General features: G+C 62.7%; 16 protein-coding genes. 9 read left to right on the top strand and 7 right to left on the bottom strand.

Features of this window, described 5'->3' with window-relative positions; translation table 11 throughout:
• Position 1 precedes the first annotated feature (1 nt).
• The 3 genes from ACWA1U_RS02180 (at position 2) to ACWA1U_RS02170 (ending at position 4026) form a co-directional block, all read left to right on the top strand.
• Positions 2–1660 carry a type 2 periplasmic-binding domain-containing protein gene (locus tag ACWA1U_RS02180; protein ID WP_463723708.1) on the top strand — a complete coding sequence of 553 codons (1659 nt, stop codon included), beginning with the start codon at positions 2–4 and terminating at the stop codon, positions 1658–1660.
• A 104-nt stretch (positions 1661–1764) separates the two neighbouring features.
• Complete coding sequence (locus ACWA1U_RS02175) at positions 1765–2802, top strand: LacI family DNA-binding transcriptional regulator (protein WP_463723707.1); 1038 nt, start codon at positions 1765–1767, stop codon at positions 2800–2802.
• 39 nt (positions 2803–2841) lie between these two features.
• Positions 2842–4026, top strand: a complete 1185-nt coding sequence (locus ACWA1U_RS02170; protein ID WP_463723706.1) for a Gfo/Idh/MocA family protein — start codon at positions 2842–2844, stop codon at positions 4024–4026.
• 26 nt (positions 4027–4052) lie between these two features.
• Here the strand turns inward: ACWA1U_RS02170 and ACWA1U_RS02165 are convergent, their stop codons facing one another.
• From ACWA1U_RS02165 to ACWA1U_RS02150, 4 genes are read right to left on the bottom strand one after another with little or no spacing between them, the layout of a single operon-like run.
• Positions 4053–4697 carry an alpha-ketoglutarate-dependent dioxygenase AlkB family protein gene (locus ACWA1U_RS02165; RefSeq protein WP_463723705.1) on the bottom strand — a complete coding sequence of 215 codons (645 nt, stop codon included), beginning with the start codon at positions 4695–4697 and terminating at the stop codon, positions 4053–4055.
• Positions 4698–4748: 51 nt separating this feature from the next.
• Positions 4749–5585 (bottom strand): carbohydrate ABC transporter permease, encoded by an 837-nt coding sequence (locus tag ACWA1U_RS02160; protein ID WP_463723704.1) that lies wholly within the window; start codon positions 5583–5585, stop codon positions 4749–4751.
• Positions 5579–6541, bottom strand: coding sequence for a carbohydrate ABC transporter permease (locus ACWA1U_RS02155; RefSeq protein WP_463723703.1), 963 nt, complete (start codon positions 6539–6541; stop codon positions 5579–5581). Before ACWA1U_RS02155 ends, ACWA1U_RS02160 begins: the two co-directional genes overlap by 7 nt.
• 3 nt (positions 6542–6544) lie before the next feature.
• Complete coding sequence (locus tag ACWA1U_RS02150) at positions 6545–7864, bottom strand: ABC transporter substrate-binding protein (RefSeq protein WP_463723702.1); 1320 nt, start codon at positions 7862–7864, stop codon at positions 6545–6547.
• A 363-nt stretch (positions 7865–8227) separates the two neighbouring features.
• Between ACWA1U_RS02150 and ACWA1U_RS02145 the strand changes: the two genes are divergently transcribed.
• The 3 genes from ACWA1U_RS02145 to ACWA1U_RS02135 all read left to right on the top strand — a co-directional run bounded on the left by ACWA1U_RS02145 (position 8228) and on the right by ACWA1U_RS02135 (position 11367).
• Positions 8228–9232 (top strand): SIS domain-containing protein, encoded by a 1005-nt coding sequence (locus ACWA1U_RS02145; protein ID WP_463723701.1) that lies wholly within the window; start codon positions 8228–8230, stop codon positions 9230–9232.
• Positions 9233–9341: 109 nt separating this feature from the next.
• On the top strand, positions 9342–10226 hold the full coding sequence (locus tag ACWA1U_RS02140; RefSeq protein ID WP_463723700.1) for a PfkB family carbohydrate kinase: 885 nt from the start codon (positions 9342–9344) through the stop codon (positions 10224–10226).
• Positions 10227–10272: 46 nt separating this feature from the next.
• A complete protein-coding gene (locus tag ACWA1U_RS02135; RefSeq protein WP_463723699.1) occupies positions 10273–11367 on the top strand; it encodes a LacI family DNA-binding transcriptional regulator in 1095 nt (364 codons plus the stop codon).
• A 12-nt stretch (positions 11368–11379) separates the two neighbouring features.
• Here the strand turns inward: ACWA1U_RS02135 and ACWA1U_RS02130 are convergent, their stop codons facing one another.
• Positions 11380–12228, bottom strand: a complete 849-nt coding sequence (locus ACWA1U_RS02130; RefSeq protein WP_463723698.1) for an MBL fold metallo-hydrolase — start codon at positions 12226–12228, stop codon at positions 11380–11382.
• A 4-nt stretch (positions 12229–12232) separates the two neighbouring features.
• Positions 12233–13126, bottom strand: coding sequence for a phosphoribosyltransferase (locus ACWA1U_RS02125; RefSeq protein WP_463723697.1), 894 nt, complete (start codon positions 13124–13126; stop codon positions 12233–12235).
• 144 nt (positions 13127–13270) lie between these two features.
• On the opposite strand from ACWA1U_RS02125, the gene ACWA1U_RS02120 reads away from it, so the two are divergent.
• The 3 genes from ACWA1U_RS02120 to ACWA1U_RS02110 are packed head-to-tail and all read left to right on the top strand — an operon-like array spanning position 13271 to position 16360.
• Positions 13271–13435 carry a hypothetical protein gene (locus ACWA1U_RS02120; protein WP_463723696.1) on the top strand — a complete coding sequence of 55 codons (165 nt, stop codon included), beginning with the start codon at positions 13271–13273 and terminating at the stop codon, positions 13433–13435.
• Positions 13436–14581, top strand: a complete 1146-nt coding sequence (locus ACWA1U_RS02115) for a baeRF2 domain-containing protein (protein WP_463723695.1) — start codon at positions 13436–13438, stop codon at positions 14579–14581. It abuts the gene before it with no gap.
• A 3-nt stretch (positions 14582–14584) separates the two neighbouring features.
• Positions 14585–16360, top strand: a complete 1776-nt coding sequence (locus tag ACWA1U_RS02110; RefSeq protein ID WP_463723694.1) for a thiamine pyrophosphate-requiring protein — start codon at positions 14585–14587, stop codon at positions 16358–16360.
• 48 nt (positions 16361–16408) lie between these two features.
• Here ACWA1U_RS02110 and ACWA1U_RS02105 read toward each other — a convergent pair whose 3' ends face one another.
• Complete coding sequence (locus tag ACWA1U_RS02105; RefSeq protein WP_463723693.1) at positions 16409–17206, bottom strand: phosphatase PAP2 family protein; 798 nt, start codon at positions 17204–17206, stop codon at positions 16409–16411.
• Positions 17207–17237 lie beyond the last annotated feature (31 nt).

Below are 17237 nucleotides of genomic sequence, written 5' to 3'. Positions count from 1 at the left end.
AATGACAAGCGCCACCCAGCATCAATCAGGTTTCAGCCGCCGTGGATTTCTAGGCCTTGCGGGCCTGGCGGTTTCCACCATTGGCCTGTCCGCGTGCGGCGGCGGAGGGGCCGGCAACGGCGGTGCTGCGGCATCCGCCTCCGTGAAACTTCCTACGTTCAAGGAGTTCACGGGAACCACCCCGGCAATCGCCGGCAATGCCGAGGGATTGCAGGCTGCGTACTACAACCTCCCGAAAGGCATTCAGTCGGTAAAGGCGCCGCCGTTGACGGGCACCGTCACGGGGTTGACCGAGACCTTCGATGTGATGAGCCCTTCGCTCGACGACAACCCGTTCTGGCAACGTCTCAACGAGAAGCTCGGCGGCCGGTTGGAACTGCAGATCGCGCAGGACATCGGTGACGGATACCCTGCGAAATTCGCAACGGTGCTGGCCAGCAATGACTTGCCCGACCTGATGTGGGTTCCGCCGAACCAGGGCATTCCCAACGTGGGCCCCATGCTCGAAGCCAAATTCCACGACCTCACTCCCTACCTCTCGGGCGACGCGGTCCTCGAGTACCCGAACCTCGCTGCACTGAAGCCGGACTCCTGGAAGACCGCCGTCGTCAACGGGAAGATCTGGGGAGCACCCATCCCCAGCACCCCCTTCGGACAGACCTACATCGGCAAGGCTGATTCATGGGCAGAGGTTGGAGGATTTTCCGCCGGAAGCGCGGACGAGTTCCTCGAGAAGGCGAAAGAAATCAACCGTCCGGGAGAGCAGAAGTGGGCGCTCGCGCCTGACTACATCAACGCGCTGCACATGGTCACTGAATGGTTCGGCGCCCCTAACGGCTGGGCGGTCAACAAGGACAGGACCCTCACGCATATCTTCGAGACTGACGCCTACGCGGCCGGGCTTGAGTTCATGGTGAAGGTATTCGCTGCCGGTGTGATCTACCCGGACGCTGAGACACCCGACCTGAACTCGAGGGTAGCCAACGGTTCGATCGGTGCAGTAGTGACCAGCGGGCCGCAGGATATCAAGCAGTTCCGCTTGCTCGACGACGCCGGCAAGTACGAGATCCTTGTACCGTTCAGTGCGGACGGCAGCGCCAAGCCCACCTACGACATGGGTTACGGCACAGTCGGCTTCACTCCCTTCAAAAAGGCGGAGGAGGGCAAAATACGGGAGCTCCTCTCGCTCATCAATTACCTCTCTGCTCCTTTCGGAACGGCCGAGTGGCTTCAGAAGAACTACGGTACCGAAGGCGAGGATTACACGCTGGACAACACTGGAAACCCGGCCCGTACCGAGTCCGCCGCGGTCAACGCTCCTGGCTTGGTGTCGGCGCTCAACATCATGTCCAGTCCGGAGAACGTCATCTTCAACCCAGGGTTCGACGACGACACCAAGTATGTGAGCGAGACGCAGCAGAAACTGCTCAAGATGGCGTGGCGCAACCCAACGAACGGATCCTACTCGGACACGAACGCACGCGTGGGTGCCAAGATCACCACGCAGTTCCGGGACAAGATGGTGGACATCATTACCGGGCGGTCCAGGATCGATGAGCTCGAGGGGGCCATCAAGCGGTGGGCAAATGAGGGTGGCAACAAAATCCGCGATGAGTACACAGCCGCTTTGAGTGAAGACGCCCCCGTCTTCACGAGCTAGCTCAACAGGCTTCTCCTTCGCGGTACGCTGCAGCATCGCTGCCGCGAAGGGGAAGCGCTGCGACAATGTTGTGACGGCGCCAGAGAAGTAGAACGCAGGGAGCAATGGAGAAAAACACCGGTCCGAAAACCCGCCCGACCATCCGAATGGTGGCCGAACTGGCGGGCGTGTCCACTGCAACGGTCTCGTATGTACTTTCAGGCCGGCGTGGAGATATTGGTCCCGGCGTTTCCGATCCCACGGCGGAAAAGGTAAGGGCGGTCGCACGGCAACTCGGCTACCGTCCAAACCAGGCAGCACGCACCATCCGGATGGGAAAAACCAACACGGTGATCCTCTCGCTCACCATGCTCTCGGATCCCTGGGCCCAATCGGTCATCCGCGCAGTGCAGCAGGCAGCGAAACCGATGGGCATCACCCCGATGATTCTCGGTGATGCCAACTGGGTCGAAATCCTCGATGTCCACAGCGCTGACGCTGTTTTTGTGGACGGTGTAAGCGCGGGTCAGTCTTCCGAACCGGGGCGTCTCGCCGAACGCGGGATGAAGCTGGTGGTCTTTGACGAGCACCTGGACCCGGAGGGGTTTGACGTCATCCGTTCCGTCGCGAGGCCTGGTTGTGAGATCGCGATGGCGCACCTGCTGGAGGGGCACAGCAAAATTGGCTGCCTGACCCGTGCGGTCGATTCATCGGGTTGGAACCGCTACACGGCTTACGCGACAGCGTTGACGGAGGCGGGACTGCCCATTCGTGACGAGTACGTTGAGTTCTTCGACGGATCTGAGACCGGCGCTTACCTGGCCGCCACCAGAATCCTGAGCCTCGCCGACCGCCCGACGGCCATCTACGCCACCTCCGACTACATCGCGCTCAGCGCGATCAGCGCTGCACAGCGGCTCGGGCTGGAGGTCGGCAAGGATGTCGACATCCTCGGAGTGGGCAACTCCGACCTTGACGAGCGGCTGGAGCCTTCCCTGACAACCGTCGGTCCGGCGGACTTCTTCGACCGGGTCGCCCGCCTCCTGCTCGACCGGGCCGTGAACAGCGCACCAGCCAAAGAGCCGGGTCTTACTGAATTTCCATGGAAGCTGTTTGTCCGTAACTCAGCCCCCCGCCGTACTTCGCTGACTCGACTCAGCTGAGAAGCACTCGTTCAAAAGCAATAGAAGGGATCTCCTACCGTGGAGAAGGACTTGAAAGTTGGCATCGTAGGATTCGGCCTGCGCGCCTCGCTGGTGGACCAGACGCACCGACCGGGTCAGGGATCTGAGGTGACAGTGGTTTGCGATACCAGCGAAAGAGGGCGTGCAGACGCCGCTGCGCGGGTGCCGACCGCCCTGGTCACCGATGATCTTGAGGTGTTGCTCACCAGTGGGATCGATGCAGTGCTGGTGCTCACGCCTGATAACCAACATGCCGCCGTCGCGGTCCGCACGTTGAAGGCAGGCATACCCACCTTCTGCGAGAAGCCCCTGGACATCACCATCCAGGCCGCTGATCTGGTCCTCCAGACGGCGTTCGAAACCGGCACGCGCCTCTACGTCGGCCACAACATGCGCCACATGCCGGTCATCGCCCAGATGCGCCAGCTCATCGAGGACGGACGCATCGGCGAGGTTAAAGCCATCTGGTGCCGCCACTTCGTGGGTCACGGCGGTGACTTCTACTTCAAGGACTGGCACGCGGACCGTTCCAAGGTGACATCTCTTCTGCTGCAGAAGGGAGCCCACGACATTGACGTCATCCACTGGCTCGCGGGCGGGTACACCCAGCGGGTTTCCGCAGTTGGAGACCTTGCGGTCTACGGTGACGTCCCCAACCGGAGCGACAACAAGGGCGACCGCATGCGCGACTGGTACTCGCTGGCCAACTGGCCGCCGGAAGAGCAGCAGGGTCTCGCGGAGACCATCGATGTGGAAGACATTTCCATGATGAACATGGTCCTGGACAACGGGGTGCTCGCCTCCTACCAGCAGTGCCACTTCACACCGGATTACTGGCGCAACTACACGGTCATCGGCACCAAGGGCCGGATGGAGAACTTCGGCGACAGCGTGGGCGGGACCATCAACCTGTGGACACAGCGTGCCTCGGGTTTCCCGGAGCCTGACGAAGTGATCGCGATCGAGGAGGGGAACGGTGGCCACGGTGGCGCTGACCCACTGCTGATCAAGGAATTCCTGAGCTTCGCTGCCACCGGAAGCGGCACGCGTACCAGCCCCGTCGCAGCCCGGCAGGCTGTTGCGGCGGGGGTCCTGGCAGCGGAATCACTGCGGGGCAACGGATCGGCGCGCGAGGTTCCACCGCTTCCGGACGCCCTGGTTGAGTACTTCGAAGCTGGTCAACCTGCTCTCGAGAGGGACTGACAGCCCGCAGTACCAGCGTCTCAGGCTTACAGGCCGGTGACCCTGAGCGTGATGTTAAGCCGTCCGTTCAGGCCGAGCGTCGGGTCGGCCGTGCCCGGGTAGGTCTTGAGGACACCGTGGTACGCCAACCTCGATTCGCCGCCGAAGACGAACAGGTCGCCTGACTCGAGCTCCACATCCCTCCAAGGCTTGTTCCGGTTCTCGGTGTTGCCGAACCGGAAACGGCAGGTGTCCCCGATGCTGAGCGACACGACCGGCGCCAGCGACTTCTCTTCCTTGTCCTGGTGCATGCCCATCTTCGCTGCCGAGTCGTAGAAGTTGATCAACGCAGCGTCGGGTGCGTAAGTGTCATCGCGCGTTCCGTAGGCGCTTTCGACGGCGTCGCGTCCCAACCCAGCCAGCCAGGAAGGGAACCCGGCGACCTGCCCGCCGCCGACGTCGTCCGCTGTTTTGCTGTACCGATACGGCATCCAGTGCCAGCCCAGGCAAACGGTCTGCACCGACATTTGGGACCCGTTAGGCATGCGCGTGTTGCGCATAGGGACCGGGCCAGCGGCCCATTCCCGGCACGCCGCGACCAGCTCCAGCTGGCGGTCGAAGCTCAGCCAGGCGGGTACGTGGACAGCGCCGGGCGCGATCACGGCGCGTTCGCGGGGGAGCAGGGAAGCCATGAGTACATTCTCACCGGAGAACGCGGCTGCATGTGTGGCAAGAGCTGAGAGCTACTTCCCGATGCCGTCTGCGAGTCCCTTCACGAAGTAGCGCTGACCGATGAAGAAAAGCAGGACCACTGGGATAGCGGCGATCACCATGCCCGCGAAAACCACCGGGTAGTCGGTCCCGTGCTTGCTCATCAGGCTGGTCAGGCCGACCGGCAGCGTTTGCACGCCGGTGCCGCTCGTGAACACCATCGCGAAAAGGTATTCGTTCCACGCGAACAGGATGTGCAGTATGACCGTCGAAACAATGATCGGCTTGCACATCGGCAAGATGATGCGCCAGAACGTGGTCCACTGGGTAGCTCCGTCCACCTTCGCTGCCTCATCGATTTCCCGTGGCAGATCAATCATGTATGCCCGTATAAGGAACGTGGTGAAGGGAATGCGGAAAGCGGTGTACAGGATGAGGAGGGCCCAGAAGGTGTTGTAGAGGCCCAGACCCTGGAACATCTTGACGAGCGGAACAAGGGCAACCGCCGGGGCCAGCATGAGACCGCCAAGGATCGCCGTCAGGATCCCTCGGTTGAAAGGAAGGTTCACACGAGTCAGGCCGTACGCCGCCCACGCACTGATGAAGACCGTGGCAATGGTGGAGGTGACGGTCACCAGCACGCTTGTCATGAGATAGCTGCTTACACCCCTGTTCCAGGCATTCGCGTAATTCTGCCAGTCCCAGGTAATGGGAAGCGCGAAAGGGTTGCCGAACAGTTCGGCGTTCTGCTTGAAACCGTTCAGCACCATCCACAGAAGCGGATAGGCGACCACCACCACCAAGCCAAGCAAGAAGGTCCACATGAAGACCTTGACGATAATCCCGAGAAAAGATGTTCGAGTTACCATTCCACTCTTCTCCTATGCGTGATCCAGAGCTGCCCAAGAGCTATGACGAGCGTGACCAGGAAGATCACCATGGCGATCGCAGCAGCGTAACCGAAGTCATTACGGACAAAACCGTTGCGGTAGAGCCAGGTGGCCATGACCTGGGTGGAATTGTTGGGACCCCCGCTGGTCATGACCATCACTTCGTTGAAGACCTGGAAGGCTCCGGAGATCGTGACAATGGTCATCAGACCGGTCATTTCGCGAACCAGGGGCACGGTTACGGTGAAGAACCGCCGGATGGCGCCGATTCCGTCGATGGACGCCGCCTCGTAAAGCTCGGATGGAATGCGCTGTATCGCAACAGCGAAAAGCAGCGTCGAGTAGCCGAACCCCTGCCATTGGCTCATGGCGATAACCGACATCATGGCGGTGCTCTCCTGGCCGAGCCACGGTTGAGTCCAAGCGTTCAGGCCTACGCCGTCGAGGATGAAATTCAGCAGTCCGAGGTTCGGCTCGTAGATGAAGTAGAAGAGGAGGCCGGCGACGGTGAGTGAGATGGCGGAAGGAATGAAGTAGATAGCGCGAAGCGCCTGCCGCCAGCGCTCCCTGCGCACGCTCTCGATGACGGCCGCCAGTACCAACGCACCGCAGACCTGAAACAGGATGGAGATTCCGGCGTACAGTGCGTTGTTGCCCAGCGAAGTCCAGAAGATCGGGTCGTTGATGAGTTTGACGTAGTTGTCCGCACCGACAAATGTCTGGCTACCGCTGTAGATGTCCCATTCAACGAAGCTGTATCCGAAATTCTGTACAAGCGGAAGGTATACGAACGTCCCGAGGAGAACCAGCGCCGGCAGTACCCAGGCGAGGCCGAGAATTTTCCGGACGCGGGATCGGGGTGCCCTGGCGGCCTTCGGATGTGCAGTGTGGGGCCCGGGCACCCGCTCCCTGCGGGTGCCCTCTACGGTCAGCATGGCCTACTTCGCCGAGTTGGACGCGTTGCGCACGCTCTCGAGTACCTCTTCGGGGGTCGAGCTCCCGCTGATGATCGCTTCTCCGCCTGCGAGCCAGGCATCAGCCACCTCAGGAACAGTGACCATGTCCAGCCAGATGACTATCTGCGAGGCGCTGTTCACCTGGTCAATGCCCTCAAACACCGCTTCGCTCGAAGTCTCAGGCGTAACTGCGCCCAGGACTGTGCTGGGCTGTCCGAAGGGCGGTGACGACAACGTCTTGGCGCTCTCAGCCGTGGTTACGAACTTCATGAAATCAACTGCCAGTGCTGCACGGGGTGACTTGGCATTAATGAGGTATCCCTCGGGTGAGCCCTCGATCGCCTCCGGATCTCCCTGCGCGCCGGAAGGAACCGGCAACTTGAACATGCCGAAGTTCTCGGGCGTGAGCGAATTGCCTTCCGCGGTGACGGTGTCGAATTCAAGGATCTCCTGGTAGTACATTGCGGCTGATCCGCGGGCGAGAGCCTCCTGCGCCGTGGTGTAGAGGACGCCATTGGTGCCGTCGCCTGAATCTGTGCACTCGTCGACTAAATTCTTGAATTGCTCAAGTGAGGTGAGGTATCCCTGGTGATCCAGCACCGCGGTTCCTGGGTCGAAATCGGCGTTCAGGACTTCGCTTGGAACGTTGTAGGCGAAAAGCTGCTGAAGGTAGTGCAGGCCGGGCCACCCGTCCTTGTTGCCAAAGGCGATGGGCTCGAAGCCGGCATCGCGGAGGGGACCGCAGCTTTCAATAAGCTCCTCGAAAGAGGTGGGGACTTCGATGCCTGCTTCTTGGAACGCGGCTTTGTTGTACCCCATGAACTTCCCGTTGTTATAGAGCGGCACACCGTAGTACTTGCCGTTGTACTTGAATGCGTCCAGGGAAGCCTCTCCGAAGGTGTCACCCCATTCAGTGCCGGGTGCGATGATGCCGCTTAGGTCTGCGGCAAGCCCGCCACCCACAAAGTTTTCGGCCCAATCACCTGTCCAGCTGAAGTAGATATCCGGCAGGGCACCGGATGCCGTAAGCGTCTTGGTCTTGTCTTTGATGCTCTGGTCAGTCTCCTGGATCAGCTCGACCTCGACCTCCGGATGAAGCTCGGTGTATTCCGCGGCCAGGTCTTCGAAGTAAGGCTGCAGCGGGTCTCCAGCGAACTTGGTAAGGATACTCAGGGTGCCGGAGAACTCCGGCTCAGCTCCGACGTCGGCGACGGCGGTGTTCGATTGGCCGCCGCACCCGCTGAGTCCTAATGCTGAAGCCATCAGGAGCGCAACTGCCGCCAGGGAATCTCGTCTCTGCATGGTGGTCCTTCATGTGTGAGCGGACCTCGTAGCCACGTATGTGAGCCATCAAACCCGCCGTTGGATTGGGAGAACAGGTAGTGCGTGATTTCGATGACTATACAGATGTTCTGGTACCGGTACCAGAGGTTCGTGAGATTATTTCCTCGACTGATGGTGCAGTCAACAGCCCCGTTTGTTTCAAGGAGATTCGTCTCGGCCTTAGCAGCTTCCAGCTGGTCTAGGCGAGCTGTCCGTCTCGTTGAGTTGGTTGCATGCGACCTCTTGACGAGTCCCGCAGCGTGTGCCACGATCAATGTCGGCTGATACCGGTATCAGATACCTTTCTATCCGCAGCCTGCCTATTCCCCCTCTGAAAGGAAAATGATGCTCGGTTTTGATGAGTCGGCATTTCGCAAGCAGATCGCAAGTGCTGTGTCCCTCCGTCCCCAGATCGAGGAGCTGGTTGGATCGATCTCCGCGAACGGCGTCAGCAACCTGTTCCTGGTCGGCGCCGGTGGTACCTACGCCGCGATGTGGCCCTACGAACACCTCGCACGCCGGCTCTCTACCCTCCCGGTGAAGGCTTCGGTAGCGGCGGAGCTCATCGTCTCCGGCGATGCCTCGCTGGGTGAGAAATCTGTTGCCGTATTCACCTCCGTCTCCGGAACCACGGACGACAGCCTGCGTGCTATCGAGTACTGCAAGCAGCGAGGCGTCTACACGATTGCGTTCACCGGATACCCGGATTCGCCGATTGCCCAGGCGGTAGACGCCGCCCTCATTTCTGAACCGAAGACCTGGCCGTTCGATATGCAGATGCTCCTCTTCATGACCCGGCTGTTGTCTGAGCGTGGAGAATTTGCTGGCTATGAGAAGTTCGCGGATGAGATGGCTGGACTTCCCCAGGTACTGGTTGACGTGGCCATCCAGGCCGAGCCGGTTGCCGCTGCTTTTGCTGACGCGCATGCCGAAACCGACTACCACTTCCTCGTGGGCGGAGGGAACCTGTGGGGGTTCACGTACCTCTATTCAATGTGCATCCTGGAGGAAATGCAGTGGCTACGGACCACCCGCGTTCACAGTGCCGAGTTCTTCCATGGCTCCCTCGAACTGCTCGAAAAGAACACAAGCGTCATCATCTTCCAGGGTGAGGATGAGACACGGCCTCTAACCGACCGCGTGGAGAAGTTCGCCAAGCGCGTTTCTGACGATGTCTCTGTTTTCGACACCCGGGACTACCCCCTCGAAGGAATCAGTGAAGAGTTCCGGGGTCTCTTCGCTCCCGCTGTGCTGGATACCGTTACCGGCCGAATCAGCAAGCACCTCGAGAGGGTCCGCAATCATTCCTTGGATCTGCGGCGCTACTACCGCGTCGTCGAGTACTGATCCACAATTCCAGCTGGGCGCCCGTGCTGCGGGACGGGCGCCCAGACACACAGGCCCAGGTGCAAAAGGCGGCTATGAAGCAGAATCATCACCGAACGGGTGGGGGCTTGTGAAGGCTCTGGGGTTCGGAGACAACATCATTGATCGGTACCTCGACCGGGGGAAGATCTATCCAGGCGGTAACTGCGTCAACTTCACAGTGTTCGCCCGCAGGCTGGGGGTCGAGTCCGCATATTTGGGAGTCTTCGGGTCCGATGACCACGGACGGTTCCTCCGGGACGCGATTGAGGCGGAAGGTGTGAACACCAGCCGTTCGGTGGTCAAGAATGGCCACAGTGGTGTCTCTACCATCAGCATTGTGGACGGTGAGCGGGTATTTGGAGGATGGAACGGCGGTGGCGTGACGGTGAGTGATCCACTGGAACTGGACGGCGAACTGGTGACCTATATCGCTGGGTTCGACCTTGTCCATTCGAGTGTCTACTCCCGTTCCGAGAAGGAACTGCCGAAAATTCATGCCAGTGGGCCGTTGGTCAGCTACGACTTCTCAAGCGAAGAGGAGTTCCGCTCCAACGGCTACCTCGCAGAAGTGTGCCCTGCGGTCGATCTTGCCCTCATCTCCTGTTCCGACCTTCGGGCAGATGAAACCCAGCTACTCCTGGCTAGCCTGGTGGATCACGGAGCCGGCATGGCGCTGGGTACCCGCGGGTCACGGGGTGCCGTCGTCTTTGACGGGAAGCACTACGTCAGTGCCCCTTCCGCTCCCATACCGGCCGCGGAAGGGCCCATCGACACCATGGGGTGCGGTGACGCATTCCTGACCGCCTTCGTAGTGACTCTGGTGGAAGGGGGGTGGAGCCGTGGTGCCCTGCTCGGCCACGCGACAATCAGGGAAGCGCTAAACGCAGGTGCCGCATTCGCAGCCAGACAGTGTCTCGTGGAAGGCGCGTTCGGGCGCGGCATCACCGATTCCGGCCTCACGGTTACTATGTGACATGCTGACCCGGGTGTGTCGATCCGCGAAGAGAATGATGATCTGAATGGCTGCCGAACGTGACCGTAGTGTTGCCCCGCCCACCATATCGGAAGTGGCTGCCGAGGCAGGAGTGGGCCGTGCCTCAGCAGCACGTACCCTCGGTGGATATGGGTACGTCAGCCCAGAGCTCCGGGAACGGGTCCTGCAAGCCGCAGAAAAGCTCGGTTACCGGGCCAACGCGCTCGCGCGCAGTATGTCGACTGGTGTCAGCCATACTTTGGGGCTCATCGTTGCGGACATCGGGAATCCATTCTTTGCCGGGGTCACGCGCGGAATCAGCGACTTCTCGCGCAAAAGAGGCTTCGACACGATAGTGCTCAGCACCCATGAAGATCTTGAGGAGGAGAAGTCCGCCGTGGGGGTCTTGGTGGACAAGCGCGTCGACGGGATGATCATTGCCTCGGCTGCCGTGGATCGTGACGACGTGACACATATCCAGGACGCAATCTCCCGCGGGATCCCGGTGGTCCTCGTTGACCGGGCCGTAGAACACCTGGCACTCGATTCAGTGGTCATCGATAACAGGGAAGCGAGCCGTCGGGCAGTCAAACACCTGATTGAGCACGGCCACCGCCGAATTGGCTTCATCTGGGGTCCTCCGGTGAAGCAACCTGTCACCACGCGACGCGCTCTCAGCGCCGCCGCAGCCCGCAGCCTGTGGACAGATGGGGAGAGGCTTCATGGTTATCTGGACGCGCTCGACGACGCCGGTATACCTTTCGACGCCGACGTCGTCATGACCGGTGCCAAGACAGAACAGAACGCAACGGTGGCGGTCACGCGCATGCTGGCGTTGGATGATCGCGTGACGGCGCTCTTCTGCACCGAGAATGACGCGCTTACGGGTTCTCTCCGGGCGGTGCGGGCCTGCGGGCTTAGCTACCCCTCCGACGTTTCGCTGATTGGATTCGACGACAGCTCCTGGGCGGCGGTGATGGACCCGCCGCTGACCATGATCGAGCAACCGATGCTGGAACTTGGGGCGCGCGCCGCCGAAGCCTTGCTCGACGAGATCCAGGGCGCAGCGCCTTCGCGAATGATGCACACGCTTGAGACTCGATTCATCGAGAGAGCGTCTGTCGCGAATCTTGTGTCGTGAGTACCGCCCGGCTCAGCGCCCGCGCTGCTCCTCGCGAAGGTAATGGAGCTGCGCGGCCACGGACTGCTCAGCCGCGTTGCGTACGGAAGGGTCGACGTCGGCGTACACAGCGTCCGTGACGGCGACGACGGCGGCACTCACCTCGTCGGCGTCGGTGCCCGCCCCTTGGGCGTCTTCGTACCGGGTCGCTGACATACCCAGCGTGAGAAGCGCCGCGCGGACCTGGTTGAGCCGTTCCAACCGATGGGCCCGGTACGCGCGGACTATCTCGCCGGTGCTCGGCAAAACCGGCCCGTGCGCGGGCAGAACGAGCGCATCGCCCAAAGCCTCCAACCGGTCCAGCGAATCAAGGTACTCCCCCAACGTCCCGTCGGGATAGCACAGTACGGTGGTGCCGCGGCCGAGCACGGTGTCGCCAGTGAGGACGGAACCGCTGGGGCCGTCGTCGGGCAGATGGAAGCACACGGAATCCGCGGTGTGGCCGGGCGTCTCGAGCACCTCGATGCGGACGCCGGCTGCCGTAACCACTTCGCCGTCTGCAAGGGGAGCACCCCGATGGCAGAATGCCGGGTCAAGGGCCCTGACGGGTGCACCGGTCAGCTCATGGAAGCGCGCGCTCGCCTCAGTATGGTCCAGGTGATGGTGGGTAATGAGCACGAGCTCAACGCGGCCGGAGCACATAAGGGCGGCCAGATGCGGCTCGTCCAGCGGGCCTGGATCTACTACAACCACGCTCTCGCATTCCGGCCCGGAGAGCAGGTAGGAGTTGGTGCCGTCGAGGCTCATCGGCCCCGGGTTGGGCGCCAGCCGGTACTGCGTGAGGGCACTGCTGCGCTGAAGGCCGCCGCCGTCGTCGTTCAAGCGCTTATCGGACAGTTTCCCGGACCTCGCCGTAGGGCACCTCGGGCGACACCTCGGCCTGGGTATCGGGGCCGAGGCCGGTGGTCACGAGCACGCCGTGCTCGCCGCCGGCAACGGACTGCTTGAGCACGGGGAGCAGCGCGTTGGCGGTGCTGTCATCGAGCGTGGTCAGGTAGGCGCGGTAAGCCTCGGGCAGATCGTCGTAGTCGGTCATGATTCCCAACCTACGCCCGCGCCCGGCCGTCAACAACCGCTGAACCTCGTCATCGCTGACCTGCGGGAAGGCGTGGTAGGCGCTGCCGACGGCGGACAGATCCGGCCCCGACCAGGGGCTGACCAGGCTCTCCACCACATCGCCGATCGTGGTGCGGGCGGAGCCGAGGAACACCGGAGCTGCAGCCACGATGGTGCCCACACCCTGCGCGCGGAGGGCAGCAACGGCGGCGCGCATCGTCGCTCCGGTGGCAACGCCGTCGTCGATTATCACCACAGCGCGCCCTGCGACAACCAACGGACCGCACCCCTGACGGTACAGCGACTCACGCCGGACGAGCTCCGCCTCCTCGCAGGCTGCGACCCGGGAGAACGCGGCATCCCGCTCGTGGACATCGCGCAATACGCGCTCATTGCGGACGGTCTGCAGCTGGCCGCCGATCGAGGCTATTGCGCCCATCGCCAGTTCAGGAAACCCGGGCACGCCGACTTTCCGCACCATGACGACGTCGAGCGGGGCGTTGAAAGCGTCCGCGACCACTGCCGCAACGGGAACACCGCCGCGCGGAAGGGCGAGGATCAGCGGGTCCATGCCGGAGAGGACAGGCTTCAGGGTGGCGGCGAGGGCGCGCCCGGCGTCGTCGCGGTCCGTGTATCGCGTGGGGTCGGAATGCCTGTTCCGCATGGTTATTCCTGCTCAGTTTGTCCGGTACCCGGTTTTGTGTCCCGGGTGCCCTTTCCAACTGCGCCCGAGAGTGATAAACCGGCAGTACTCTGACCATTCTCGCATCCGGGGCACCGACGCCTGCGGATGAGAAAGAGGTACGTCATGGCGGAACAAGGCAGCACAGACGGACAGCACGACGGCGATGGGCCGGGTCCCGGCAAGAAGCCTGAGTTTGATCCCGGCATCGATCCGGAACCCGGAAGCTCACACACCGAACCAGAACAGCAGCGACCGCGCATCGAAAACAACCACAACGAGGAGCGGTAAGTGACGAGCACCCTGCATGCCTACGCGGACCTCTACAGAAAGCCCGGGCCCTGGGTCACGGTCTACACGGACGCGAGCACCGGCACCGCCGATTCCCTTCATGCCGACGATGCACGCCCCGAGAACATCGACCGCGCGCTCGCGGGCAGCGCCACCAGGGAGGACCGTAAGGCCGTCGCCGAGGCGCTGCGCCAGTCCGCGAAGGGCATTCCGGACCCGGTTGGGCGGCTGATCCTCGTGTCCGACGGCAAGGTGGAGCTTGATGAGTTCCTGCCAGGGCCCGCCGCATTCAAGGAGATCATCAGCGTGGGGGAGTTGCCCGACCTGTGCCCGCTGGTGTGGCACCGGCCGGATGACTTCGCGTACGTGGTCGCCGAGGTAGGGCGGGACGGCGGCGAAATCCACCTTCGCCACGCAAACGGCCGGCACGACGACGACACCACGCACATCGAAGGCGACACCGAAAACCTCAAGAAAATTCCAGGCGGCGGCTGGTCACAGGGCAGGTACCAGCACCGCACCGAGAACATCTGGAAAGCGAATGCAGCGGATATCGCCGGGGAGATTGACCGGGTGGTGCGGAGCAACCGTGCGCGGTTGCTGATTGTTGCCGGTGACATCCGTGCCCGGAACCTGGTCGCTGAGCAGGTCAGTGAGCAATCCCGGGACATCCTCACCATTGTTGAAAGCCATAGTCGCACTGAGGGCGCGGACAAGGAGGCGTACGCGCAAGAGATCGAGAAGCATGTCGCTGAGTGCATCGCGCGCAGGCAGGCGCAGCTGCTCGAACGGCTGAACAACCACAAGAACGGGCAGAACCCCGAGGCGGTGGAAGGCATCGGCGCGGTGGTGAACGCGCTGCAGCAGGCGCAAGTGGCCACCCTGCTGCTGGAGAGCGTGGGCCTCAACGGGCAGCACCTGCTGGCACTCGGCACCGAGCCCTGGACCGCATTTGTTGGCGGGGAAACCGCGGGGGCGCCGGTGCTCGAGGAGGTATCAGCGCCGTCGTCGTTGCTGCGGGCCGCGGTGCTCACCGACGCGGAGGTGGTGCTGTTCCCCTCTGGCGCGCTCGACGGCGGGCCGGTGGCGGCGTTGCTGCGCTGGCCGGTGGGGCCGGTTCGTTCTGCTGTGCAGGCTGGGTCCTGAGGGATGGGGGACAGGCTGGTTGCGGATCTCATTGTTGAGCGCTTGAGCGCGTGGGGTGTAGACCGGGTCTTCGGCTACAGCGGTGACGGAATCAACCCCGTGCTGGGCGCGCTTCGAAGAGCCGGGGCGCCGCAGTTCGTCCAGTCACGCCATGAGGAGAATGCTGCGTTCATGGCGGTGGGGCACGCGAAGTACACGGGCGGTGTGGGCGTCATGCTGTCCACGCAGGGTCCCGGCGCTGTACACCTCCTCAACGGTCTGTACGACGCGCGGATGGACAGCGTTCCAGTTGTTGCGATCGTCGGGCAGCAAAGCCAGACGGTGCTCGGTTCCGCGTACCAGCAGGAGATCGATTTGCAGAGCCTCTTCAAGGACGTGGCATCCGGCTTCCGCCAGCAGGTCAACAGTCCCGAGCAGGCGCCGATGGTGATCGACCGTGCGTTCAAGGCTGCGCTCGCAACCCGCTCGCCCTCCGTCGTCATACTTCCGCACGATGTCCAGCAGGAGCCCGCTCCCGAGCTGGAGCACGAGCACGGCGTGGTCCCGTCAGCTGTCCTGTGGAGCCCGGGACTCATGGTTCCGCAGGAGCAGGACGTGCACGACGCCGCCGCTCTCCTGAACGCCGGATCGAAGGTTGCGCTGCTGGTCGGCCAGGGCGCGCGGGAAGCGCAGGAAGAGGTTGTGGCCCTGGCGGAGAAACTCGGTGCAGCGGTGGTGACCAGCCTGCTCGGGAAGCCCTATGTTGATGAGTCGCTGCCCTATGCCGCGGGCACCATGGGGCACCTCGGGACGTCCGCATCCGGCTGGGTGATGGCGAACTGCGACACGCTGCTGATCGTCGGGTCCAACGACCCATGGACCGAGTTCTACCCGCCGCCGGGTGCGGCGCGTGCGGTGCAGATCGACAGCGACGCCAAGGCGATTGGCAATCGGTACCCCGTGGAAGTGGCGCTGACCGGTGATGCCGCTTCCTCGCTCCGGATGCTCCTGCCGTTGGTGGCACAGCGTTCGGGGTGGCGTGCCGACGTAGCGGGCCAGGTGGACGCCTGGCGTTCGTTGTCTGAGGCGCGCGCGATGGTTCCTGCGGATCCAGTTAATCCCGAGCGCGTAGTCCGTGAGCTCAGCGGAAGGCTGCCTTCAAACGCGCAGGTGGCTATCGACGTCGGGAGTTGCGTCTACTGGTACGCCCGGCAGTTGCAGCTTCCGCGTGGTGTTCCCGCACACCTGTCGAGCACGCTCGCGAGTATGGGATGCGGGGTGCCGTACGGTCTGGCCGCGAAGCTCGCCTCGCCGGACCGTCCCGTTGTAGTCCTTTCCGGCGACGGCGGTTTCCAGATGACCGGTGTGGCCGAACTGATCACCGTGAGCCGGTTGTGGCGGGCATGGAAAGACCCGGTGTTCGTGGTGTGCATCCTCAATAACGGGGATTTGGCCGAAGTGAGCTGGGAACAACGCGAGACGGAGTCCGAGCCGAGGTTTGAGGACAGCCAGGACATTCCCGACGTTGACTATGCTGCGTACGCGAAATTGCTCGGATTGGACGGGATGCGGGTGTCCTCCCCGGATGATTTGGGCTCCGCGTGGGACCGCGCGCTTTCTGCGGACCGGCCGTTTGTGCTCGACGTCGTAACGGATCGGGATGTGCCGTTAGTGCCGCCCTTCCCGGGCGGCAGATCCCTTGCGGAGTCGATGGAGGAGGGACTGGCCGCTGAGGGCAATGCCCATGCGCTCGACTTGCTGAGGGAGTACGTCCGGCTTGAAGAGGAGGCGCAGCCGTAGGCCGCCCCTGTTCTACCACCCCGTTCGCCGGGACGGATCAGGTGCAGACTAGGCTTCGCGCTCCCGCCGATAGCTCCGGAACGTGAGCAGCAGCCGGTGCGTGGTGATGACGATCGCCAGCCACGCGAGTCCAAGCGTCCAGGCGACGGCGACGTCCGTGACCCAGTGGTGGCCGAGATAGACGCGCGTGAGGCCCATGATGAAGGCGAAGAGGACGGCCGCGATGATGGTGAGGGCCCGTGTGCGTTTGCGGTGCTGACGCAGGACCAGTAGGTACGCGGTTACGCCCGCGATGACGACGGCGTTCAGCGTGTGCCCGCTGGGGAACGACGGCGAGATCTCGAACGGGGGAACCGCAAAGTCAGTGTCCGGGCGGAGCCGACCGATGGCATCCTTGCCGAGCACCGTCATGAGGAGCGATCCGCCGGCCGCTGCGACCATGAGGATCAGCGGCGTGAATGACCGGCGGGCCGCGGTGAGGGCGAGTGTGGCGGCCGTCGCGAGGATCGGCATGCCCACCGTTCCGCCGAGTGACGTGAACGCGACTGCGACGGCGTCCAGCGCGGGGGATCTCAGGGCGAGCGCCGCATCGAGGGCCGGTTGGTCGAGGGACGCGATGTCGTCCTGTTCCTTGACGGCCTCATACACTTCAGCCGACGCGAAGGTGAGGCCCACAGCTCCACCGATGCCGAGCACCAGCAGGAGAACGAGTGCCCAGCGGGGCCCGATCCACCCGGCCACTGTCCGGACGCACGTGACCAGGAAGCGGCCAACAGGCGTGGTCCACCGGGTCAGGTCGCGTGTACCGACGTGGTGGTCCTCGTTCCCCGGATCCTGAAAAGACATCCTTTGACTGTAACTGAATCAATGTTCGTAG

It is taken from the genome of Arthrobacter sp. TRD_SC_6, assembly GCF_055361185.1.
This window is presented reverse-complemented; position numbering and strand designations above follow the sequence as displayed.